Origin of the sequence: Variovorax saccharolyticus, from assembly GCF_030316765.1 — a bacterium.
Lineage (GTDB): Bacteria > Pseudomonadota > Gammaproteobacteria > Burkholderiales > Burkholderiaceae_C > Variovorax > Variovorax saccharolyticus.
In genome coordinates this window covers 102690-125405 of record NZ_JASZYT010000010.1, presented here as the reverse complement: position 1 = coordinate 125405, position 22716 = coordinate 102690, and the positions used below count along the sequence as shown (strand labels likewise).

Genomic DNA, 22716 nt, shown 5'->3' with positions numbered 1-22716 from the left:
TGCCAGGTCCCTCCCGCAAGGGAAGGCCCTGGCGGCGTCAGGCCTCGCGGCCTGCGCTATGCCCTGCGGCCATGGCAAAGACAAGGCCGCAGAGCACAGCGAATCCCGCAACCAAGGTGGAAATCATGTCGAACCCGATGCCAGCCATTCCCGCGAAGGACAGCCCATGGACGCAGCTGCTCGTCGGCCGCGCCGCGGGTGCGCCGGCGGCCGCGGGTGTCGGCGCCGGCGAGGCGGCGGCAGCGGTCGAAGAGGCGACGCCGGCGCAGATCGAGACCGCGGTGCGCGAAGTCAACGCAGGCCTCGAAAGCCGTTCGATCAGCCTCCAGTTCGAGATCGACCAGGAGACCGACAAGGTCATCGTCAAGGTGGTCGACCAGACCAACGGCGTGGTGATCCGGCAGATCCCGACCGAGGAAGTGGTTCGCATCGCGAAGGTCATGGGCAAGGCGCCCGGCCTGCTGATGAGCCAGCAGGCCTGAGGCACGCGGCTCTCTCTTTCACACGAAATCTAGGAAACTCGAAGATGGCAACGATCACCAGCCTGGGCGTGGGCTCCAACCTCGAACTGGGCACGCTGCTCACGCAGCTGCAGACGGCGGAGAGCCAGCCGCTGGTGGCCCTGCAGGCCAAGGCGAAGAGCTATACCAGCAAGCTGTCGGCCTACGGCACGCTGCAGAGTGCGCTCGGCGTTCTTCAGACCGCCGCCAAGAAGCTCTCCGACCCGGCGCTGTTCTCCACCGTCACGGGCACGCCCTCGGTGAGCGGCATCCTCGCCGCAGCGTCCACCGACCCGAGCTCGGCCGGAAACTACAGCATCAACGTCTCGCAGCTGGCGCAATCGCAGTCGGCCATCACGGCGGGGCAACTGAACACGACCACCGCCATCGGCAGCGGCAAGATCACGATCGATTTCGGCACCATCACGGGCGGCACGCTGGACGCCGCCACCGGAAAGTACAGCGGCGCGGCCTTCTCCAAGGACACGACCCGAGTGGCCAAGCCGATCACCATCGACGCCACCAACAACACGCTGGGCGGCATCCGCGATGCGATCAACGCGGCCGATGCCGGCGTCACGGCCAGCATCGTCAACGACGGCAGCGGCACGCCCAATCGCCTGGTGCTGGTCTCCACCCAGACCGGCGAGGCCTCGAGCATGCGGATCTCGGTCGACGGCGATGCGGCGCTGCAGAACCTGCTCAACAACGACCCGGCCGGCACGCAGAACCTGCAGCAGACCGCCGCGGCGCAGAACGCCAAGCTCACCGTCAACGGCATCGCGATCACGAGCGCGAGCAACTCGGTCAAGGAAGCGATCCAGGGCAGCACGCTGACGCTGGTCGGCACCGGCACGACGACCCTGGCGATGAAGGCCAACACGAGCTCGGTGACGAGCGCGATCAACGACTTCGTCAAGGCCTACAACAGCCTGCAGAGCACGGCCAGCAGCCTGACCTCCTACGACGCCGACACCAAGACCGGCGCTGCGCTGATGGGCGATACGACCCTGCGCAACCTCCAGACCCGCATCCGCCAGGCCTTGACCACGCCACAGGCCGGCGGAGCCGACGACATGAAGGTGCTGACCGAGATCGGTGTCGGCTTCCAGAAGGACGGCACCCTGGCGGTCGACTCGGCCAAGCTCGAGAAGGCGCTCAGCACCAACCTCGAAGGCGTCTCGAAGCTCTTCGCCAGCGCGACCGGAAGCAAGGCGGGCTACGGCAAGCAGCTGGATGCGCTGGTCGAAGACCTCACCAAGACCGGCGGTTCCCTCAAGGTGGCGACCGACGGCATCACCACGACCATCAAGCAGCTCGACGAGCAGTACGACGCGATGCAGACCCGCGTCGAGGCCACGGTGGATCGCTATCGCAAGCAGTTCAACCAGCTCGACGTGCTGATCAACAGCATGAACAACACCATGACCTACCTGTCGCAGCAGTTCGAGGCCATGAGCGCCAGCAGCAAGTAGTTCCAAGCACCGAAGGACGCCGATGTACACCCCGCACACTTTCAGGACCGGCGCCGGCGCCTATGCGCGCGTCGGCGTGGAAACCGGCGCCATGAGCGCCTCGCCGCACCAGCTGATCTGCATGCTGTTCGATGGCGCCAGGTCGACCATCGGCATGGCCCGTCACCACATGGCCAGCGGCGACATCGGCCCCAAGGGCAACGCCATCTCGAAGGCGATCGACATCGTCGACAACGGCCTCAAGGCCGCGCTCGACGCGAAGTCCGCGGGCCCCGAAGGGGAGGCCCTGGTGGCCAACCTGTCGGCGCTCTACGGCTACATCATCCAGCGGCTCTTGCAAGCCAACCTGCGCAACGACGCGCAGGCACTCGACGAGGCCGATGGCCTGCTCGAGAACATCGCATCGGCCTGGCGCGAGATCGACGCCGGACCGGCGCATATCTGACGCGTCCGACAAATACACCAACAGGGGACACCATCACCATGGCAACCAGGAGTGAAGTCGTGCATTGCTACGGGCAGCTTGCCTCGGGCGTTGCACTCATGGCGGAACTGGCCCGCTCCAAGGAGTGGGGACAGCTTCCCGCACTCGAGGAAAAATGCGCGGCAATCGTCGACCGGCTCAAGGTGCTCGCGCCGATGGAGGCGCTCGACCCGAGCCAGTTCGAGGAAGCGCTGCGGCTCATCGAGCGCATCCGCGCCGATCAGGACGAGGTCAGCGGGCTGGTCAAGCCGCAGATCGAACAGCTGATCGCCCGCATGACCTTCCTGCAGCAGCAGCGCAGCCTGGGCAAGGCCTACGGCCCCCCGCACTGAAGCGCGAAAGCCTGACATGAGCGGACTCACCGGACTGATCGATGCGCTGCTGGCCGTCAAGGCTTCGCCGCGGCTTGACGTGCTCGCGATCAAGGGCGAGGCCCAGATCGGCGCGCCCGGCGCGGCCGTGCCGGTGCTGAAGGTCGAGAACGACGTCCGCCTGCCCTCGAAGGCCGCGCTCGAGCGCGTGCTGCCCGGTGGTCCTTCGGGCCTTCCGGCAGCAGCGGGCGCCGCGGGCCGGCAAGCGCCCGAGGCCGAACTCTCGGTGGCGGCGCGCGTCATCAGCGCGGTGCTGGCCAACCTCGAGGCCGATGCCGCTCCGGTGCGAGGCACCGCGCCGGCCTGGCCCTCGCGCCAGCCGCCTTCGGCGCCGGCCCTGGCCAGCGCGCTGTCGCAGACCGTGGCCCACAGCGGCCTGTTCTACGAGTCCCACCTGGTCGAGTTCGCTGCCGGCACCCGGTCGCTGGCCCAGCTGCTGGAAGAGCCCCAGGCGCGCTGGGCGACCCCGCTGGCTGCACAGCGGGCGGCCGAGCCGCAGGCTGCGGCGGCGCCGATCCCGGCGGCACCGGGGGCTGAGGACACAGCCGTCGCCGCCACTCTCGCCGCTACTCTCGATGTCGCCGAGCCGATGCCGGACGGCGACGCGCCCGCCTCCCTGGCCCGCAGTGCCTTGCCGGCGGCCGCCGCTGGCAGCGCCGCTGCCGTCCCGGTGGATGGCCGGGCGCCGCCCGCTTCCGATGCCGCCGTGCCTCCGGCGCCGGAAGCGGCCCGGCTGCAGGCGGCCTACGGCAGCGCCGACGCGGTGCGTCCGGCGACGGCCCCGGATGCGCCGGTTTCCAGCCGCATCGAAGAAGCCGCATCGGCCCAGCACGCGAGCGCTGCCGCCGCCAAGGCTGCGACGCCGCCGGCCGAAGTGATCCACCCCCATGCCGTGAACCTGGTGCATCAGCAGCTGGACCTGCTGGCCACCGCGGTCTTCCGCTGGAACGGCGAGGCCTGGCCGGGCGTGGCGATGAACTGGTCGGTCGAGAAGGAAGCCGCCGACCCGTCGACCGATGAATCGGTCGAGGACAGGCCGCAGCGCTGGTCGACCTCGGTCTCGATGAGCCTGCCGCGGCTCGGCGAGGTGAATCTGCGCTTGAGCCTCGCGGGCAGCGGCGTGCAGGCCCGGCTGGCGGCGAGCGATGCGGGCACCGCGGCGACCTTGCGCAGCGACAGCGGTTCTCTGGTGCAGCGGATGGAGGCCGCCGGCCTGCGCCTGCAGGACCTGCAAGTGGCCGCGCTCGAGCCAGCAGGGGATGCGCCATGAGCACGACGCCGATGGACGACCGGCAGAGCGCGGTGGCGCTGTCGCATGCCGACAAGAACCGGGCGCCCGTGGTGGTGGCCAAGGGCTACGGCGTGGTGGCCGAATCGATCATGCGCGAAGCCAGGCAGCACGGGCTCTATGTCCATGCCTCGGCCGGACTGGTGAAGCTGTTGATGCAGGTCGACCTCGACCAGCAGATCCCGCCGCAGCTCTACCGCGCGGTGGCCGAAGTCATGGCCTGGATCCACGGCCTGGAGGGCCAGGCCGAAGCCGCGGGGCGGCAGCCGTGACATATGTCACCGCCGCCGACAACGAATGAACTATTTGGTTTGTCTTTTTTCAATGAACCTTCATTGAATTCAAGCAGCCCTAAACGATTAATACTTTTTAATTCAACCGGTTTTTAGTACTTTATATTAAATAAATTGTACGGCGACAGGCATTTGAACGGTAAACAGTTTGGACTACTTTTCATTGCAATGACACATTGAATGTCAGCCGTTTCCGAGGGGATGTCAGATAAGTCTCACTTTCTGCAACGGTGCCAAGAGGCTTGTCGAACTTGTTAAAAAATGTGTATAGACTGCAGTCTTGATTGAATCGGATATCGAAGAATGTTTGCCGGATCTGCCTCTTCGACACCCCGCATCCCGCTGGTTGTCATGATCGCGCAGAGCCCAAAAAACAAGATTGCCGAAAAGGCGAATTCGATAGAACGGTGGTTGCGAGTCAATTGTTTTATTGCGTCGAGAGTTGGAATCATGTCCGGTCAGTTCTTTGTGAAATGCCGGCCTGCCTTCATCGATCAGTGGATCTGGTTTTTTATGGGTGCGCGAAATCCTCGGGCTCAGAGTTGATGAAATCCATAAATAACTTTTCAAGTGTTTCATTTGTGCGCGAACCGCGCATTTATTGATTGGAGTTCAGAGTGGAAATCGATAACGACGGTGCGGCAGGCGGTGGCGACATCTCCAAGGAGATCGGCGACATCAATCTGGCCTACATGCTGCTCGCCCAGAAGCTCGCCAAGCAGGACCGTGCGGCGGCGATGTACCGCCTCGGCGTCGGCCGCGAGCTGGCCGACCTGCTGGCGAACATGTCCCTGACCCAGATCGTCAAGCTGGCGACGTCCAACTTCCTGCTCTGCAGCTTTCGACTCGAGGACCATCCCATGTTCGCGGTGTTCGGCGAAGGCAAGGACACCTCGCTCCAGCAGGCGCACATGTCGATCCTGATGGCGGCGCGCCAGATCCAGACCCGTGAAACGGATGCCGTGTCATGACTGCGAAAAGTGTGCTCGGCGAAGTCCGGCAGGTTCAGCTGGCGGTCGAATTGATCGAGCTCGGCGCCCGCCTGCAATTCCTGGAAGCGGAAGTCGGCCTGAGCCGTGAACGGCTGATCCGGCTCTACAAGGAATTGAAGGGCGTTTCCCCGCCCAAGGGCCTGCTGCCGTTTTCGACCGATTGGTACATGACCTGGATGGCGAACATCCATTCGTCGATGTTCTACAACATGTACCGTTTCATGCGGCACGAGGCCAACGAGACCGGATTGCAGGCGCTGATCAAGGCCTACCGGCTCTACACCGAGCAAATCGAGGCTCACGGCGGCGAAATCGTGCTGGATTTCACGCGCGCCTACACGATGGTGCGCTTTTTCGACAGCGACATGCTGCAGTTGAGCAGCTGCGGCCGCTGCGGTGGACGTTTTGTCGCGCATGCGCACGACCACAAGCATGACTACGTTTGCGTCCTGTGCCGCCCGCCGTCCCGGGCCGGAAAAGCGCGCGGTGCAAAACGTGGCGACGAGGCCGTCAAGGCCGCACCGTTGCCGCAGCCACCCGTTCTGGCCGTGCATTCCGCGCTGGGCGCCAATGGAGCGCATTGAAATCGGCAATTTTTCTCAATTCGTCAATTTATTGATTTGATGCCTGCGGGCAAAAGGGGACGCGCGTGCTCGTGCTGGTTGGATACCTGGTAGTGATAGGGGCCGTTTTCGGCGGCTATGCCCTGATGGGCGGGCATTTCGGCGTCCTGTTCCAGCCCGTCGAGTTGCTGATGATCGGCGGCTCCGCGCTGGGCGCCTTCATCGCCGGCAACAACGGCAAGACGATCAAGGCGACGATGAAGGAGCTGCCGCTGCTGCTGCGCTCCTCCAAGCACAACCGCCAGCTCTACATGGACCTGCTGGCGCTGCTGTACGAGCTGCTCGCCAAGGCTCGCAAGGAGGGCATGATGAAGCTCGAGTCCGACGTCGAGAACCCGGCGCAGAGCGAGATTTTCGGGCGCTATCCGGCGCTCATGGCGGACGCCGAGCTGATGGAATTCCTGTGCGACTACCTGCGCCTGGTGATCAGCGGCAACACGGACCCGTTCGAGATCGAGGCCCTGATGGACCACGAGATCGAGACCATCCGCCACGAGGCCGAAGTGCCCCAGCACAGCCTGGCCGGCGTCGCCGACGCGCTGCCGGCGCTGGGCATCGTGGCCGCCGTGATGGGCGTGGTCCATGCGCTGGCTTCGGCCAACCTGCCGCCCGACGAGATGGGCGCGCTGATCGCCCACGCGCTGGTCGGCACCTTCCTCGGCGTGCTGCTGGCCTACGGCTTCGTGGCACCGCTGGCTTCGCTGATCGGCCAGAAGGTCGAGGAAGCGATGAAGGTCTACCAGTGCGCCAAGGTGACCCTGCTGGCCAGCCTGAACGGCTACGCGCCACAGCTCGCGGTCGAGTTCGGCCGCAAGGTGCTGTTCTCGACCGAACGTCCCTCCTTCACCGAACTGGATGACCACGTTCGGGAAGTGAAGGCCCGCTGAGGGCGGGGAGGCAGCGACCATGAGCGCAGAGAAGCACCGCGTCATCATCAAGAAGGTGGCCGTCCACGGCGGCGGCCATCATGGCGGCGCCTGGAAGATCGCCTATGCCGACTTCATGACCGCGATGATGGCCTTCTTCCTGGTCATGTGGCTGCTGTCGATCTCGACGCCGAAGCAGCGCGCCGGCATCGCCGAGCACTTCCGGATGCCGCTCAAGGTGGCGCTCTCGGGGGGCGACAAGACCAGCCTGAGCAGCAGCATGATCCCGGGCGGCGGCGCCGACATCATGGCCAGCGAGGGCGAGGTCAGGAAGGCCGATCCGAGCGAGGAAGAGCTCGACGCGCAGCGGCTGGCCGACATGAAGCAGAAGCTCGACGCCCTGATCGAGAACAGCCCGGTCTTCAAGCAGTTCCGCTCGCAGATCCTGATCGACATCACGACCGAAGGCCTGCGGCTGCAGCTGGTCGACAGCGAGAACCGGCCGATGTTCGACCTCGCCAGCGCACGCGTGGTGCCGCACATGCGGGCCATCCTGCGCGAGCTCGGACCGAAGCTCAACGAGCTGCCGAACAAGATGACCTTGTCGGGCCACACCGACGCCATCGTCTACACCAACGGCGACAAGGCCTACGGCAACTGGGAACTGTCGGCCGACCGGGCCAATGCCTCGCGGCGCGAGCTCGTGATCGGCGGCATGTCCGAATCGAAGGTGCTGCGCGTGGTCGGCCTCTCCGACAGCATGCACCTGAACAACGCCGATCCGCGCAACCCGATCAACCGCCGCATCAGCATCATCCTGCTCAACCGCCAGACCCAGGAACGTATCGAACGCGAGAACAGCGGCGATGGCGCGGCCATGCGCGCGGGCGTGCTGAAGACCGCGGCGCATGTCGCCGGCAGCGAGACCACGCCGATTTCATCAACCCCTCCGGCCCCGACGCAGTAACAACGACAGACCCAGCGCCGGCGTTCAGCGCCGGTATCGGAACACACAGATGGACCTCAGCCAGTTTTCCCAAGCCTTCTTTGTCGAAGCGATCGAGCTTCTGGCTCAGATGGAGCAACTGCTCCTCGAACTCGACGTCGAGTCGCCGGACAGCGAGCAGCTCAACGCGATCTTCCGTGCGGCGCACTCGATCAAGGGCGGTGCCGCCACCTTCGGCTTCACTGCGCTGACCGAGACGACGCATGTGCTGGAGACTCTTTTGGACCGGGCACGCCATGGCCAGTTGCGCCTGAGCGGTCCGATGATCGATGCCTTTTTGGAAACGAAGGACGCCTTGCAAGAACAACTCACTGCCTACCAGGCGGGCAAAGAGCCTGAAGCCGAACGCGTTGCGCAGATCTGCGCCGTGCTGCAGCAACTGGCGCGCGAGAGCGAAGGCGAGGGCGCCGCGTCGCCTGCGCCCGCTCCGGCGCCGGTCGCGGCCGCCGCGCCTGCACCCGCACCCGTGCCCGTGCCATCCAGCGCGCTTCGCATCCGCTTCGCCCGCCTGTCGGACAGCGAATGCGAACTGCTCGCCGGCGAGCTCGGCAACCTCGGCAAGATCGCCTCGCGCACGCGCAGCAACGACCAGTTCACCGTGATGCTGGAGACCACCTGCGACCCGGACGACATCATTGCCGTGTGCTGCTTCGTGATCGACGAGTCGCAGATCGACATCTCGCGCGAGACCGCCGAGACGCCGCCGGAACCGGCACCGGCCGTCGCCGCGCCGGCGCCGGTCGCGGCAGCCGCGCCGGTCGCCGAAGCCGCCGCCAAGCCGCAGGCCGCGGCACCGGCGGCCGCCGCCCAGCCGGCCGCCGCCGCCGCCAAGGAATCGAGCTCGATCCGCGTCGACGTCGAGAAGGTCGACCAGCTCATCAACCTGGTGGGCGAGCTGGTGATCACCCAATCGATGCTGACGCAGGCCGCCACCATGCTCGACCCGGTGATCTACGAGCGCTTCCTCAGCGGCCTCGGCCACCTGGAGCGCAACGCGCGCGACATGCAGGAGTCCGTGATGTCGATCCGCATGATGCCGATGGACTACGTGTTCAGCCGCTTCCCGCGCGTGATCCGCGACGTCAGCGCCAAGCTCGGCAAGCAGGTCCGGCTCGACACCTTCGGCAAGGAGACCGAACTCGACAAGGGCCTGATCGAACGCATCATCGACCCGCTCACGCACCTGGTGCGCAACAGCCTCGACCACGGCATCGAAACGCCGGACATCCGGCTCGCGAAGGGCAAGGAAGCCACCGGCCAGCTGCTGCTGTCGGCACAGCACCACGGCGGCAACATCGTGATCGAGGTCAGCGACGACGGCGCCGGCCTGAACCGCGAGAAGATCCTCGCCAAGGCCCTGCAGCAGGGCCTGGCGGTGAGCGAGACCATGCCCGACGAGGAGGTCTGGCAGCTGATCTTCGCGCCCGGCTTCTCGACCGCCGACCAGGTCACCGACATCTCGGGCCGCGGCGTCGGCATGGACGTGGTCAAGCGCAACATCCAGGAGATGGGCGGCCATGTCGAGATCCATTCGCGCGGCGGCCGCGGCACCACCACCCGCATCGTGCTGCCGCTGACGCTCGCGATCCTCAACGGCATGTCGGTCAAGGTCGGCAGCGAGGCCTACATCCTGCCGCTGAGCTACGTGATCGAGTCGCTGCAGCCGCTCGGCGAGCACCTGCACTCGATCACCAGCGACGGCCACGTCATCAAGGTGCGCGGCGAGTACCTGCCGCTGATCGAGCTGCACCGCGTGTTCGACGTCGCCGGGGCGCAGGTCAATCCGACCCAGGGCATCCTGGTGATCGTGCAGGCCGACGACGCGCGCTTCGCGCTGCTGGTCGACGAGCTGCTGGGCCAGCACCAGGTGGTGGTGAAGAACCTCGAGACCAACTACCGCAAGGTGCCGGGCATCTCGGCCGCGACGATCCTCGGCGACGGCAGCGTGGCGTTCATCATCGACGTCGCCGCCATGCCGCGGATCCAGCGCGCGCAGGCGGCCAGCAGCGCCGCGCTCGCCGGCGCCTCGCGCCCGGCGACGATCGCCGCCTGAACCGCGCCCATGCAATGCCCCGGACATCCTGCAGCCAGGAACGCTTGATCCAAGCCAAAGACGGAGACATCTGCAATGCGCTTTGACTTCTTTCGACTCCCCGGCGCCGGTTCCGCAGACGGCCAGGGCGATGCGCCCGCAGCCGGCAAGCAAGCCGGCGGCCTCGGCGGCGGCGACCACGACGACGAGCTGCTGGCCATGCACGAAGCCAGCGGCTACGTGCGCTACGCGCTGCAGCTCGACCACCAGCAACGCGTGAAGGGCTATCGCATGGCGTGGCTGGCCACGCCGGGCAGCGAGCCGATGCCCGATCCGTCGAGCCAGTTCATTGCACTGCTCGACAACATCTGCCGCCACCTGAACCCGGCCCGCACCGGCTGGCGCCTGGGTCGCCTGGTGCTGTTCCTCGACGTCACGGTCGATGCGCTGTTCCTGCCCGAGCTGCAATCGCTGCCGCCGGAGAACATCGTGCTGTGCATGGGCATCGCCGATCTCAGCGACGCCGACACGCGCTCGATGCTGCTGTTCCTGCGCGAGCAGGGTTTCGGCTTCATGCTGCGGGACGCCGACGCGCTGCCAGCCGATCCCGAGCTGCGCGAGGTCATCAGTCACCTCGACGTCGGCGATGGCGACGCCGAACGCGTGGCGCGGGTGCGCGAGGACCAGCCGCCCGGCGGCGCACCGGTGCAGCTGGTCGCGACGCGGGTCGAGAGCTGGCAGCAGGCCGCGGCCTGTGCCGACCTTCGCGTGGACATCTTCGTCGAGGGCGCCCTGAAGCATCCGCCGGTGAAGGAGGGTGCCGATGCACTGCAGCCCGAGTCGGTGATGATCGTTCGGCTGATGCACATGATCCAGCGCAACGAGAACGTGCGCAGTATCGAATCGGCGCTCAAGCGCGACGCCGCATTGACCTACAGGCTGCTGCGCCACATCAACTCGCCCGCGATCGGCGCCGGCGTCGAGATCCATTCGCTGCGCCACGCGGTGGCGATGCTCGGCTATGCGCCCCTGTTCCGCTGGCTGTCGGTGCTGCTCGCCACGAGCAACCGCGCCAGCGCGCCCTTCATGACCAAGAAGGCGATCACGCGCGGCCGCTTCGTCGAGCTGATGGGCCAGGGGATGCTGCCGGCCGGCGAGGCGGACAACCTGTTCGTGGTCGGCATGTTCTCCCTGATCGACCAGCTGCTGGGCGTGCCGATGGCCGAGGTGCTGGCCAAGGTGCAGCTGTCGGGCGCGGTGCAGCAGGCGATCCTGGCGCGCGAGGGCGTGTATGCGCCCTTCCTGGCGCTGGCCGAGGCCTGCGAGACCGACGGCGCCCAGGCGGCCAGGCTGTCGGAGGCGCTGTTCGTGAGTTCGAGTCAGGTCAATGCGGCGCATCTCGCGGCGATGGCCTGGTCGCAGGAAGTCGACGCCCATGAAGGCGGAGTCTGAATGAAGCGCGAGCTGCAAGGTAATTGTCCCGTTGATCGAAGCATTGGAAAAGAGGCTCGCTATGTACATTGAAACGCATGCACCGAAGCCGGCCGTGAGCACCGAGTTCCTATTCACCGACAGCGATTTCTCGAAGGTCCGCGCGCTGATCCATCGGCGCGCCGGCATCGCGCTGGGCGAGCAGAAACGGCAGATGGTCTACAGCCGCCTGTCGCGCCGCCTGCGCGAGCTGCGGCTGCCGGAGTTCTCGTCGTATCTCGAGCTGCTGGAGTCGCGCCAGGACGGCGACGAGTGGCAGTCGTTCATCAACTCGCTGACCACCAACCTGACCTCCTTCTTCCGCGAGGCCCATCACTTCCCGGTGCTGGCCGAGCATGTGCGCAAGGCGCGCGAGCCGGTCACGATCTGGTGCTCGGCGGCCTCGACCGGCGAGGAGCCCTATTCGATCGCGATGACGCTGTTCGAGGCGATCGGCGACAAGGCCAACGCGGCCCGCGTGATCTCCACCGACATCGACACCGCGGTGCTCGCCAAGGCCCAGGCCGGTGTCTTCACCGCCGAGCAGGTCAAGGCGCTGTCGCCCGAGCGGCTGCGCCGCTTCTTCAACAAGGGCACCGGCTCGAATGCCGGCAAGGTGCGCATCCGGCCCGAGGTCGCGCAGATCGTGAAGTTCTCGCGCCTGAACCTGCTCGATCCGTCGTGGGCGGTCAAGGAGCCGGTGGACGCGATCTTCTGCCGCAACGTCATGATCTATTTCGACAAGCCGACGCAAAAGAAGGTGCTCGACCGCTTCGCGCCGCTCCTGAAGACCAACGGACTGCTGTTCGCCGGCCATTCGGAGAACGCCTCGCTGGTCAACCAGACCTTCAAGCCGCTCGGGCAGACGGTGTACGAACTGGCGCGAGCCAAAGGCAAGGCGAGTCCATGAACGCCGTCGTGCCGGGGTCGCTGGCCAATCATCACTATTTCGACCGCGACGTCGGCAGCATGGCAGTCAAGCTGCTGCCGTCCGAGTATTTCGTCACCACCACCGACACCGTGCTGACCACGGTGCTGGGTTCGTGCGTGTCGGCCTGCATCCTCGACACCGACAACGGCGTCGCCGGCATGAACCACTTCATGCTGCCGGAGGAGGGCGATTCGGTCAGCCGCGACGCCGCCGAGTCGATGCGCTACGGCGCTTACGCGATGGAAGTGCTGATCCGCGAGCTGATCCGCTCGGGCGCACGGCGCGAGCGGCTGCAGGCCAAGGTGTTCGGCGGCGCCGCGGTGCTGGCCAACATGACCACCCTCAACATCGGCGACCGGAATGCCGATTTCGTGCTGCGCTACCTGAAGGCCGAGCGCATCAGCATCGCCGCCCAGGACCTGCGCGGCCAGCACGCGCGCCGCGTCTGCTTCATTCCGGCGAGCGGCAAGGCCGTGGTGCGCAAGCTGCGCGGACAGAACGACGTGCAGGCGATCCAGCGCGAAGAGGGCGAGCTGCTGCGCAAGCTGGCCGGCCAGCGACCGGCGATCGACCTGCGCAAGACCAACACTCCAGCCGGCGAACTCCTGCCGCTGGCAAGAAGCAAAGGAAGCTGGTGAGCGCAAACAAGATCAAGGTGCTGTGCGTCGACGACTCGGCGTTGATTCGCAGCGTGATGACCGAAATCATCAACAGCCAGCCCGACATGACCGTCGTTGGCACGGCCGCCGACCCGCTGGTGGGGCGCGACCTCATCAAGGTCACCAACCCCGACGTGCTGACGCTCGATGTCGAGATGCCGCGCATGGACGGCCTCGAGTTCCTCGAGAAGCTGATGCGCCTGCGCCCGATGCCGGTGGTCATGGTGTCGTCGCTGACCGAGCGCGGCTCGGAGATCGCGCTGCGCGCGCTGGAGCTCGGCGCGATCGACTTCGTGACCAAACCGCGGCTCGGCGTGCGCGACGGCCTGCTCAACTACACCGAGCTGATCGCCAACAAGATCCGCGCTGCCGCCAGCGCCCGGCTGCTGCCCTCGCGCCATGCCGCATCGGCGCGGCCGGCGGGTGAGAACGCACCGGAGGCGCTGCTGCGCAGTCCGCTGCTGAGCACCGAGAAGCTGATCATCATCGGCGCCTCCACCGGCGGCACCGAGGCGATCCGCGAGGTGCTGCAGCCGCTGCCGCCGGACTCGCCGGGAATCATGATCGCGCAGCACATGCCCGCCGGCTTCACGCGCTCCTTCGCGCAGCGCCTGGACGGCCTGTGCCGGATCACGGTCAAGGAGGCCGAGCACGGCGAGCGCGTGCTGCCGGGCTACGCCTACATCGCGCCGGGCGGCTTCCACCTGTCGCTGGCGCGCAGCGGCGCCAACTACGTGGCGCACCTGGACCAGGAGCCGCCGGTGAACCGGCACCGCCCCTCGATCGACGTGCTGTTCGATTCGGCGGCCAAGCACGCCGGCAAGAACGCGATCGGGATGATCCTCACGGGCATGGGCAAGGACGGCGCCGAGGGCCTGCTGCGCATGAAGCGCGCCGGCGCCCACACCCTGGCCCAGGACGAGGCGAGCTGCGTGGTCTTCGGCATGCCGAAGGAAGCCATCGCGATCGGCGCGGCCGACGAGGTGGCGCCGCTCGGAGAGATGGCGCGCCGCGTGCTGACGCACCTGCGCACCTTCGGTGCGCGCACGAATCGGGTTTGACAACGAACTGTTTGAGTGGAGAGAAACGTGATTGACAAGAGCATCAAGATCCTGGTCGTGGATGACTTCCCGACCATGCGCCGCATCGTGCGCAACCTGTTGAAGGAGCTCGAGTTCCTCAACGTCGACGAGGCGGAAGACGGTGCGGCCGGCCTCGAGAAGTTGCGAGGCGGCAGCTTCGGCTTCGTGGTCTCGGACTGGAACATGCCGAACATGGACGGCCTGACCATGCTGCAGAACATCCGCGCCGATCCCGAGCTCGGCAAGCTGCCGGTGCTGATGGTCACGGCCGAGGCCAAGAAGGAGAACATCGTCGCGGCGGCCCAGGCCGGCGCGAACGGCTATGTGGTCAAGCCTTTCACGGCGGCCACCCTCGAAGAGAAGATCACCAAGATCTTCGAGAAACTCGCGAAGGGGTGAAGCGCCATGACCAAGAACGCGTTCGACGCCGAACAGGGGAACACCGCTGAAGAGTTGCTGGGCCGCATCGGGCAGTTGACGCGTCAGTTGCGCGAAGGACTGCGCGAGCTGGGTCTCGACAAGGAGGTCGCCAAGGCAGCACAGGCGATTCCCGATGCGCGCGACCGGTTGGCCTACGTGGCGGCGACCACCGAGCGGGCGGCCCACCGCGCGCTCAACGCCATCGACGTGGCGCAGCCGCTGCAGGAAGGTCTTGCCACCGATGCCAAGGGCCTCACCAAGCGCTGGGACGAGTGGTTCGCCAACCCGGTCGAGCTCGACCAGGCGCGCGCGCTGGTGATGGACACGCGCGGCTACCTGCAGGACGTGCCGAACAAGACCAACGCGATCAACACCCAGCTGATGGAGATCCTGATGGCGCAGGACTTCCAGGATCTGACCGGCCAGGTCATCAAGAAGATGATGGAAGTGGTCAACGACATGGAGACCGAACTGCTCCAGGTCCTGATCGACAACACGCCGCTCGAGAAGCGGCAGGAAATCGTCCAGAACAGCCTGCAGAACGGCCCGCAGATCGTGGCCGGGAACCCCGATGCGGTGGCCGACCAGTCGCAGGTCGACGACCTGCTGGAAAGCCTCGGCTTCTGAGTCTCTGATTCAGCGAGAAGGAGGGCGATAGCGCTCTTGATCGGGCGATTGTTCCGGTCCTTCGAATCGAATAATCAGTCATGTGCAGGCGTTTCTCGCCTGCTGCTCCAGGAGCATGAATGGCTGAGGAAAGCGATCTCGAAAAAACGGAACCCGCCTCCGAGCGGCGCCTTGAAAAGGCGCGCGAGGAAGGCGATGTGGCCCGCTCCCGCGAGCTGACCACCCTGGTGATGCTGGGCACCGCCATCGGCGGTCTCTGGCTGAGCGCCGAGTCGCTCGGCGGCACCCTCGCCGCTGCCATGCGCCGGGGCCTGCAGTTCGAGCGCGGCATGGCTTTCGAGCCGTCCCAGATGATGGCGCGCACCGGCTGGATGGCGCTCGAATCCCTGCTCGCGATGGCGCCGCTGTTCGCGATGATGGTGGTGGCCGCGGTGGCGGCGCCGATGATGCTCGGCGGCTGGCTGCTGTCGGGCAAGGCGGTCGCGCCGAACTTCGGCAAGCTCGATCCGCTGGCCGGCATCGGCCGCATGTTCTCGACCCAGGCGCTGGCCGAACTGGTCAAGGCGCTGGCCAAGTCGCTCCTGATCGGCGGCGTCGCCTACCTCGTCATCATGGACGACCTCGAGGCCGTCATGGCGCTGCTGGGCCAGTCCGAATCCATCGCCCTGCCGCACACGCTGATGCTGGTGGCGCGCAGCTGCGCGCTGATCGCCGCCGCCCTGGTGCTGGTGGCGCTGGTGGACGTGCCCTGGCAGCTCTGGTCCTACTACAAGAAGCTGCGGATGTCGCGCGAGGACGTGCGCCAGGAGCACAAGGAGAGCGAAGGCGATCCGCACATCAAGGCGCAGATCCGCCGCCAGCAGCAGGCGATCGCCAAGCGCCGCATGATGGCCGACGTGCCCAAGGCCGATATCGTCGTGACCAACCCGACGCACTTCGCGGTCGCCCTCAAGTACATCGACGGCGACATGCGCGCGCCGCGCGTGGTGGCCAAGGGCACCGACCTGGTGGCCGAGCGCATCCGCGAGATCGCCACCGCCAACAAGGTCGCGATCCTCGAGGCGCCGCCGCTGACCCGGGCGCTCTACAAGCACACGCGCATCGGCGACGAGATTCCCGCCGGCCTCTACACCGCGGTGGCCGAGGTGCTGGCCTGGGTCTACCAGCTCAAGCGCTGGAAGACCGAAGGCGGCGAGGCGCCGCGCACGCCTACCGATGTCGCCGTGCCCGACGAACTTCAATACACCGTGCCCGTATGAACGCGATGACCAACCTGATGCGTCTGCCGACGCAGTTCTTCTCCGGCACCCAGTTCAAGGGACTGGCCGGCCCGATCCTCATCATCCTCATCCTGAGCATGATGGTGCTGCCGCTGCCGCCCTTCCTGCTCGACCTGCTGTTCACCTTCAATATCGCCCTCTCGGTGATGGTGCTGCTGGTCAGCATGTACACCATGAAGGCGCTCGACTTCGCGGCCTTCCCGGCGGTGCTGCTGTTCTCGACCTTGCTGCGGCTGTCGCTCAACGTGGCCTCCACCCGCGTGGTGCTGATGCACGGCCACACCGGGCCCGATGCGGCCGGCAAGGTGATCGAGGCCTTCGGCCACTTCCTGGTCGGCGGCAACTTCGCGGTCGGCGTGATGGTCTTCATCATCCTGGTGCTGATCAACTTCATGGTGATCACCAAGGGCGCGGGCCGCATCGCCGAAGTCGGCGCGCGCTTCATGCTCGACGCCATGCCCGGCAAGCAGATGGCGATCGACGCCGACCTCAATGCCGGCCTGATCGGCGAGGACGTGGCCCGCAAGCGCCGCACCGAGGTGGCCCAGGAAGCCGACTTCTACGGCTCGATGGACGGCGCCAGCAAGTTCGTGCGCGGCGACGCGGTGGCGGGCCTCTTGATCATGGTCATCAACATCATCGGCGGCCTGGTAGTCGGCATGGTGCAGCACGGGCTCGACTTCTCGACCGCCGGCAAGACCTACACGCTGCTGGCCATCGGCGACGGCCTGGTGGCGCAGATCCCGGCGCTGGTGATCTCGACCGCGGCCGGCGTGATCGTCTCGCGCGTCACCACCGACGAGGACGTCGGCAGCCAGCTCACGGGCCAGCTGTTCTCGAACCCGCAGGTGCTGTTCCTGACGGCCGGCATCGTCGGCCTTATGGGCATGATCCCGGGCATGCCGAACCTGGCCTTCCTGCTGATCGCCGGCGGCCTCGGATGGTTCGGATACCGCCTGATCAAGCGCAAGCCGCAGCAGGCGGCAGCGGCGCAGGCTGCTGCGGCGCAGGCCGCGCTGCCGGCGGCGGCCGAGGCGGCCGAAGCCAGCTGGGACGACATCGCGCTGGTCGATCCGCTCGGCATGGAGGTCGGCTACCGGCTCATTCCGCTGGTCGACCAGTCGCAGCAGGGCGAGCTGCTCGGCCGCATCAAGAGCATCCGCAAGAAGATCGCGCAGGAGATCGGCTTCCTGGTGCCGGTGGTCCACATCCGCGACAACCTCGAAATCAAGCCGAACACCTACGTCATCAGCCTGAAGGGTGTCGAGATCGGCCGCGGCGAGGCCTTCCCGAACCAGTGGATGGCGATCAACCCGGGCCAGGTGACGGGCAGCCTGCCCGGCACGCCGACCCAGGACCCGGCCTTCGGCCTGCCGGCGGTGTGGATCGACGGCAACCTGCGCCAGCAGGCGCAGATCCACGGCTACACGGTGGTCGATGCCTGCACCGTGATGGCGACCCACCTCAACCACCTGATCCAGACCCATGCGGCGGAGCTGCTCGGCCGCCAGGAAGTGCAGCAGCTGATCGACCAGATCGCCAAGACCGCGCCGAAGCTGACCGAGGACCTGGTGCCCAAGGTGATTTCGCTGAGCACGCTGCACAAGGTGCTGCAGAACCTGCTCGAGGAAGAAGTGCCGATCCGCGACATGCGCACCATCCTCGACGTGTTGGCCGAGCATGCGCCGACCGTCAAGGAGGCGACCGAACTGACGACGCTGGTCCGCCTGGCGCTGGGCCGCGCGATCACGCAGCAGCTGTTCCCGGGCGACACCGAGCTGCAGGTGATCGGGCTCGACGGCTCGCTCGACAGCGTTCTGCAGCAGGCCATGACCAGCAGCAGCGGCATCGAGCCCGGCCTGGCCGACAACCTGCTGCGCCAGACGCAGGCCGCGATCGTGCGGCAGGAGCAGATGGGCCTGACGCCCGTGCTGGTCGTCCAACACGCATTGCGCGTGCTGCTGTCGCGCTTCCTGCGCCGCAGCCTGCCGCAACTCAAGGTGCTCTCCCATGCGGAGATCCCTGACTCCCGCAACATCAAGATCACCGCCACCATCGGAGGAAGAGTTTGAACATCGCTACAGACGTGCGGACCACGGCCCGCAAATTCGTCGCGGCCACCAGCCGCGAAGCCCTGCGCCTGGTCCGCGAGGCCCTGGGTGCCGAAGCCATCGTGCTGAACCATCGCGCGACTCCCGAAGGCGTCGAGATCGTCGCCATGGCCGAAGGCGAGGTCTCCCAGGCCGTGGCGGTGGCGAGCGCCGCGCCGCTGGTGGCCGCCAGGGCACCGGTGCCGGCACCCGAGCCGGCGCCAGCGCCGGCACCGCAGCCCATGCCCGTCGCGGCGCCGCCAAGGATCCAGGCGCCGCTGCCGGCCGCCGCCGCACCGGTGGCCGCGGCCGCGGCCGTCGTCGCTCCCACGCCGGCTGCGCCCGCCGACCTGGTCATGAATGAACTCCATTCGATGCGCGGCATGCTCGAGGAGCAGCTCGCCAGCGTGGTCTGGAACGACCGCCAGCGCCAGGACCCGGTGCGCGGCCGCCTGCTGCGCACCCTGCTCGGCGCCGGCTTCAGCGCCAAGCTGTCGAAGGCGATGCTCGAGAAGCTGCCCACCGGCCAGAGCTACGCCGAGGGCATGGCCTTCGCCCGGGCCGAACTGATCCGCGCCGTGCCGGTGCACGAGGACGAGGACGCGCTGCTGGCGCAGGGCGGCGTGTATGCGCTGATGGGTCCGACCGGCGTCGGCAAGACCACCACCACCGCCAAGCTGGCGGCACGCTGCGTGATGCGCTTCGGTGCCGACAAGCTGGCGCTGGTGACCACCGACAGCTACCGGATCGGCGCCTACGAGCAACTGCGCATCTACGGCCAGATCCTCGACGTGCCGGTGTTCGCGGTGAAGGACGCGGCCGACCTGCACCTGGTGCTGCAGGACCTGCGCGACAAGCACATGGTGCTGATCGACACGGTCGGCATGAGCCAGCGCGATCGCTCGGTGTCGGACCAGATCGCGATGCTGTGCAACAGCCACCGGCCGGTCAAGCGCCTGCTGCTGCTGAACGCCACCAGCCACGGCGACACGCTCAACGAGGTGGTGCACGCCTATCGCCATGGCGGCGGCGGCAACGACCTAGCGGGCTGCATCTTCACCAAGGTCGACGAAGCCACGCACCCGGGCGCGCTGATCGACACCGTGATCCGCCACCGGCTGCCGGTGCACTACATCTCGAGCGGCCAGAAGGTGCCCGAGAACCTGATGCTGGCCGACCGCGCGCAGCTGGTCGACAGCGTGTTCCAGCCGCGCCGCCACAACGCGCTGTTCGTGCCGGCCGAAGTCGACCTGCAGGACGAGCCGGCCGGTGCCGCTCCTTCCGCCCAGGTGGTGCAGGCCCAGGCCGAGGCCGAGCGGCTTCGCATGCAGTACCAGAACCTGATCCGCGCCATGGCGCACGACGCCCAGGAGCTGGCGACCGCCGCCGGCGCGCTGGCCGGGGCGCAGATCGGCTTCGAGGGTGCGCGCCGCCTGTGGCGCCACGCGGGCGAGGAAGCCGTCGGCCAGAAGGCGGTGCTGGAGGACCTGATGCTGCAGGCGCGCAGCGAGGTCTCGGGCGGATGCGATGCCTACGTGCTGGCGCTGTCCGGCCAGGTCGGCCTGCGTTCGAACGAAGGCGGCGATGCCTACGAATGCCAGGGCAGCCTGCTGTTGTCCGACCGCACCGGCCTGCCGCTGGCGGCACCCAACCAGTGGCTTTCCACGGCGGCGGTGCCGGGCGGCCAGGAGGCCAGGCGCAAGCCGGGCCTGCGCCAGGTCCAGTGGCTGCGCCAGCAGGCGCTCGGCCGCAAGCTGGTGCACGTGCTGCCGCGGCTGCCGACCCTCGAAGCGATGATCGAGTGGCAGGCCCAGGGGCAGCGCTGGCTGGCGCGCGCGCCGGGCTCGACCCCGGTGATCGACCCGGTGACCGGCGCGACCGGCAAGCTGGCACGGCTCGGCCTTGCGTTCAGCGTGCCGCGCGCCTTGACTTTCCGCGGCAAGCCGGCGCTGCAGTGCGAGGCCGAGGCCGAGGTGCGGCTGCGCATCAGCCCCTCGGCCGCGGTCGACCCGGCGGCGCTGCCGGTTCTGCGCTGCGTGGTCACGCGCGTGCTCGACGCCCGCGGCCAGAAGATCCTGAGCCAGAGCTACCTGCTGTCGAACCTCGGCGGCGAGGCGAGCGCATTGCAGCTCGCTCAATGGCAGGGCTGGGCGGCCGAGGCGGAGCCCTGCTTCCGCCTGCTGCGCCAGGGCGTGCAACTGGTCGGCGGCATGGGCGAGCTGGGCGATCCCGACATGATGAAGCGGCTGCTGGTCGCAGGCCAGGTGAGCACCACCGTCTGGCGGCTGCTGCAGGCGAAGGGCGACTGGGCCGACCGCACGCGGATGCTGATGAACCAGCTCTCGGGGCGCCCGGTGCGTTCCAGCCGGCCGCTGACCGGCAATGCGCTGTACGTCGGTGTCGCCAAGCTGTTCATGCTGCTCGAGGCGCTCGGCACCGAATCCACCGCGCCCACCCAGCAGCCCCGGGTGCTGGAACAACAAGGTTGAGGAGCGGCACATGAGCAAGCTGGTTGCAGATCAGGCGGACGGACTGCGCCGCCTCCTGGCGAACACCCCGACGCGCGTCATCGCGGTCGCCGGCATGGATGCCGGCGGTGGCGCCAGCGACGCCACCATGAACCTCGGCGCGGCCCTGGTGCAGCAGGGCAAGGACGTGCTGGTGCTCGACGAGCACGGGGGCACGGCGGCGGCGATCTGCGCCGCCTGGGCGATCGACCCGCTGGGTGACCTGGCCGACGTCGCCGATCGGCGGCTGAGCCGCGAGGGCGCGATCGCCCGTGCCGACTGCGGCGTCGGCGTGCTGCCGGCCCCGCTCGGCGATCGGCATGCGGAGATCGATCCGCGCACACTGTGCGCGGGCGGCGTGGTGCTGATCGACGCCCAGATCGACGGCGAGGGCCGGCTGTCGCCCCTTGCGCGGCTGGCCGACGAACTGCTGCTGGTGCTGCAGCCGAACGCGGCCTCGATCACCTCGGCCTACGCTGGCATCAAGCGGCTGCACTATGCGCACGGCCTCAAGCAGCTGCGCTTCCTGGTCGAGGGCGTGGCGGGCGCCGAGGAGGCGCAGCGCATCACCACCAATCTCTCGAGCACCGGCAGCCGCTACCTGGCGGTGTCGCTGGAGGCCGCGGGCTGGGTGCGCACCGATGCGCATCGCGCGGACGCGCGGCGCCTGCGGCAGACGGTGGTGGAGGCCTTCCCGGCCAGCCCGGCCGCGGTCGACTTCCGGCGCGTCGCGGTCGACATGGGCGCCTGGCCCTGGCGCACCGCCGTCCCCCGCGGCCGCGCGCAGAGAGCCGCCGTGGAGCCGCTGCGCGGACCGCGCATCGACCTGCCCCTGATCCGTGCGACGCCGCTGCCCCGCAGTGCCGTCGCCTGACCGCAACGATTCGAACAACCGTCAAGCTACAAAGGACCGCACGTGTACACCGCACAGGGCACCATTGACAAGTCTCACCTGCTCGAGCAGCACCAGCCGCTGGTGCGACGCATCGCGCTGCAGATGATCGCCAAGCTGCCGGCGAGCGTCGAGCTCGACGATCTGATCCAGGCCGGCATGCTGGGCCTGCTCGATGCGTCGAGCCGCTACCAGGACAACAAGGGCGCGCAGTTCGAGACCTTCGTCAGCCAGCGCATCCGCGGCGCGATGCTCGACGAGCTGCGTGCCAGCGACTGGGGATCGCGTGGCCTGCGCCAGTCGGCGCGCGGGGTCGAGAAGGCGATCCACGCGCTCGAGCACCGGCTCGGCCGCTCCCCGAGCGAAGGGGAGATCGCGAAGGAACTCAAGATGGAGCTGGAGGCCTACCAGTCGCTGCTGCAGGAGATCCAGGGTTGCCAGCTGGTCTATGTCGAGGACTTCGCGAAAGGGGAGTCGGAGAACCCGTTTCTCGACCTGCACGCGCAGCAGGCGCGCAAGGGCCAGGCGTCCAGCGACGACCCGCTGGCGCAACTGCTCGAAAGCGGCTTTCGCCACCAGCTCATCGACGCCATCTCGTCGCTGCCCGAGCGCGACCAGCTGCTGCTGAACCTGTACTACGAGGAAGAGCTGAACCTGCGCGAGATCGGCGCCATCCTCGAAGTGAGCCAGAGCCGGGTGTGCCAGCTGCACAGCCAGGCGATCAGCCGGCTGCGGGCGAAGCTGAAGGATCTGCTCTAGGGTCAACACGCCCTGGCCCGCAAGGCACCCGGACGACTATGATCCGCGCGGAGTGACGCGCCTTGCGCG

22 protein-coding genes are annotated in these 22716 nt (G+C 67.4%); all 22 read left to right on the top strand.

Annotated elements, in window-relative coordinates:
* The first annotated feature begins 137 nt into the window (after positions 1-137).
* The 22 genes from QTI45_RS27125 to QTI45_RS27020 all read left to right on the top strand — a co-directional run bounded on the left by QTI45_RS27125 (position 138) and on the right by QTI45_RS27020 (position 22647).
* Entirely contained in the window at positions 138-482 is a 345-nt protein-coding gene (locus QTI45_RS27125; RefSeq protein WP_286371461.1) for a flagellar protein FlaG, read from the top strand.
* Between the two features lie 44 nt (positions 483-526).
* Positions 527-1975 (top strand): flagellar filament capping protein FliD, encoded by a 1449-nt coding sequence (gene fliD / locus QTI45_RS27120; RefSeq protein WP_286656536.1) that lies wholly within the window; start codon positions 527-529, stop codon positions 1973-1975.
* Positions 1976-1997: 22 nt separating this feature from the next.
* The gene (gene fliS, locus QTI45_RS27115) at positions 1998-2420 is read left to right on the top strand and encodes a flagellar export chaperone FliS (RefSeq protein WP_286371459.1); all 423 of its coding nucleotides are present in this window, start codon (positions 1998-2000) and stop codon (positions 2418-2420) included.
* A gap of 38 nt (positions 2421-2458) precedes the next feature.
* Complete coding sequence (locus QTI45_RS27110; protein WP_286371458.1) at positions 2459-2791, top strand: flagellar protein FliT; 333 nt, start codon at positions 2459-2461, stop codon at positions 2789-2791.
* Between the two features lie 16 nt (positions 2792-2807).
* The gene (fliK, locus tag QTI45_RS27105) at positions 2808-4100 is read left to right on the top strand and encodes a flagellar hook-length control protein FliK (protein WP_286656535.1); all 1293 of its coding nucleotides are present in this window, start codon (positions 2808-2810) and stop codon (positions 4098-4100) included.
* Entirely contained in the window at positions 4097-4390 is a 294-nt protein-coding gene (locus QTI45_RS27100) for an EscU/YscU/HrcU family type III secretion system export apparatus switch protein (protein ID WP_286371456.1), read from the top strand. Before fliK ends, QTI45_RS27100 begins: the two co-directional genes overlap by 4 nt.
* 638 nt (positions 4391-5028) lie before the next feature.
* Entirely contained in the window at positions 5029-5382 is a 354-nt protein-coding gene (flhD, locus tag QTI45_RS27095) for a flagellar transcriptional regulator FlhD (RefSeq protein WP_286371455.1), read from the top strand.
* On the top strand, positions 5379-5987 hold the full coding sequence (gene flhC, locus QTI45_RS27090; RefSeq protein ID WP_286371454.1) for a flagellar transcriptional regulator FlhC: 609 nt from the start codon (positions 5379-5381) through the stop codon (positions 5985-5987). Before flhD ends, flhC begins: the two co-directional genes overlap by 4 nt.
* Positions 5988-6052: 65 nt before the next feature.
* Positions 6053-6913: a flagellar motor stator protein MotA gene (gene motA, locus QTI45_RS27085; protein WP_286371453.1), complete on the top strand. Its 861-nt coding sequence runs from the start codon at positions 6053-6055 to the stop codon at positions 6911-6913.
* A gap of 19 nt (positions 6914-6932) precedes the next feature.
* The gene (gene motB, locus QTI45_RS27080; RefSeq protein ID WP_286371452.1) at positions 6933-7859 is read left to right on the top strand and encodes a flagellar motor protein MotB; all 927 of its coding nucleotides are present in this window, start codon (positions 6933-6935) and stop codon (positions 7857-7859) included.
* Between the two features lie 49 nt (positions 7860-7908).
* Complete coding sequence (cheA, locus tag QTI45_RS27075) at positions 7909-9951, top strand: chemotaxis protein CheA (RefSeq protein WP_286656534.1); 2043 nt, start codon at positions 7909-7911, stop codon at positions 9949-9951.
* A gap of 75 nt (positions 9952-10026) precedes the next feature.
* On the top strand, positions 10027-11382 hold the full coding sequence (locus QTI45_RS27070) for an EAL and HDOD domain-containing protein (protein WP_286656533.1): 1356 nt from the start codon (positions 10027-10029) through the stop codon (positions 11380-11382).
* Between the two features lie 61 nt (positions 11383-11443).
* On the top strand, positions 11444-12310 hold the full coding sequence (locus QTI45_RS27065; protein ID WP_444813316.1) for a CheR family methyltransferase: 867 nt from the start codon (positions 11444-11446) through the stop codon (positions 12308-12310).
* A complete protein-coding gene (gene cheD / locus QTI45_RS27060; protein ID WP_286371448.1) occupies positions 12307-12969 on the top strand; it encodes a chemoreceptor glutamine deamidase CheD in 663 nt (220 codons plus the stop codon). Before QTI45_RS27065 ends, cheD begins: the two co-directional genes overlap by 4 nt.
* Positions 12966-14051, top strand: a complete 1086-nt coding sequence (locus QTI45_RS27055) for a protein-glutamate methylesterase/protein-glutamine glutaminase (protein WP_444813170.1) — start codon at positions 12966-12968, stop codon at positions 14049-14051. Before cheD ends, QTI45_RS27055 begins: the two co-directional genes overlap by 4 nt.
* 30 nt (positions 14052-14081) lie before the next feature.
* Positions 14082-14471: a chemotaxis response regulator CheY gene (gene cheY, locus QTI45_RS27050; RefSeq protein ID WP_286371658.1), complete on the top strand. Its 390-nt coding sequence runs from the start codon at positions 14082-14084 to the stop codon at positions 14469-14471.
* A gap of 6 nt (positions 14472-14477) precedes the next feature.
* Positions 14478-15119 (top strand): protein phosphatase CheZ, encoded by a 642-nt coding sequence (gene cheZ, locus QTI45_RS27045; RefSeq protein WP_286371447.1) that lies wholly within the window; start codon positions 14478-14480, stop codon positions 15117-15119.
* A gap of 119 nt (positions 15120-15238) precedes the next feature.
* Positions 15239-16378, top strand: coding sequence for a flagellar biosynthesis protein FlhB (gene flhB / locus QTI45_RS27040; RefSeq protein WP_286371446.1), 1140 nt, complete (start codon positions 15239-15241; stop codon positions 16376-16378).
* Positions 16375-18471, top strand: a complete 2097-nt coding sequence (gene flhA / locus QTI45_RS27035; protein ID WP_286371445.1) for a flagellar biosynthesis protein FlhA — start codon at positions 16375-16377, stop codon at positions 18469-18471. Before flhB ends, flhA begins: the two co-directional genes overlap by 4 nt.
* A complete protein-coding gene (gene flhF / locus QTI45_RS27030) occupies positions 18468-20978 on the top strand; it encodes a flagellar biosynthesis GTPase FlhF (protein WP_286656531.1) in 2511 nt (836 codons plus the stop codon). Before flhA ends, flhF begins: the two co-directional genes overlap by 4 nt.
* A gap of 10 nt (positions 20979-20988) precedes the next feature.
* A complete protein-coding gene (locus QTI45_RS27025; RefSeq protein WP_286656530.1) occupies positions 20989-21870 on the top strand; it encodes a P-loop NTPase family protein in 882 nt (293 codons plus the stop codon).
* Positions 21871-21912: 42 nt separating this feature from the next.
* Entirely contained in the window at positions 21913-22647 is a 735-nt protein-coding gene (locus tag QTI45_RS27020; protein ID WP_286656529.1) for an RNA polymerase sigma factor FliA, read from the top strand.
* Positions 22648-22716 lie beyond the last annotated feature (69 nt).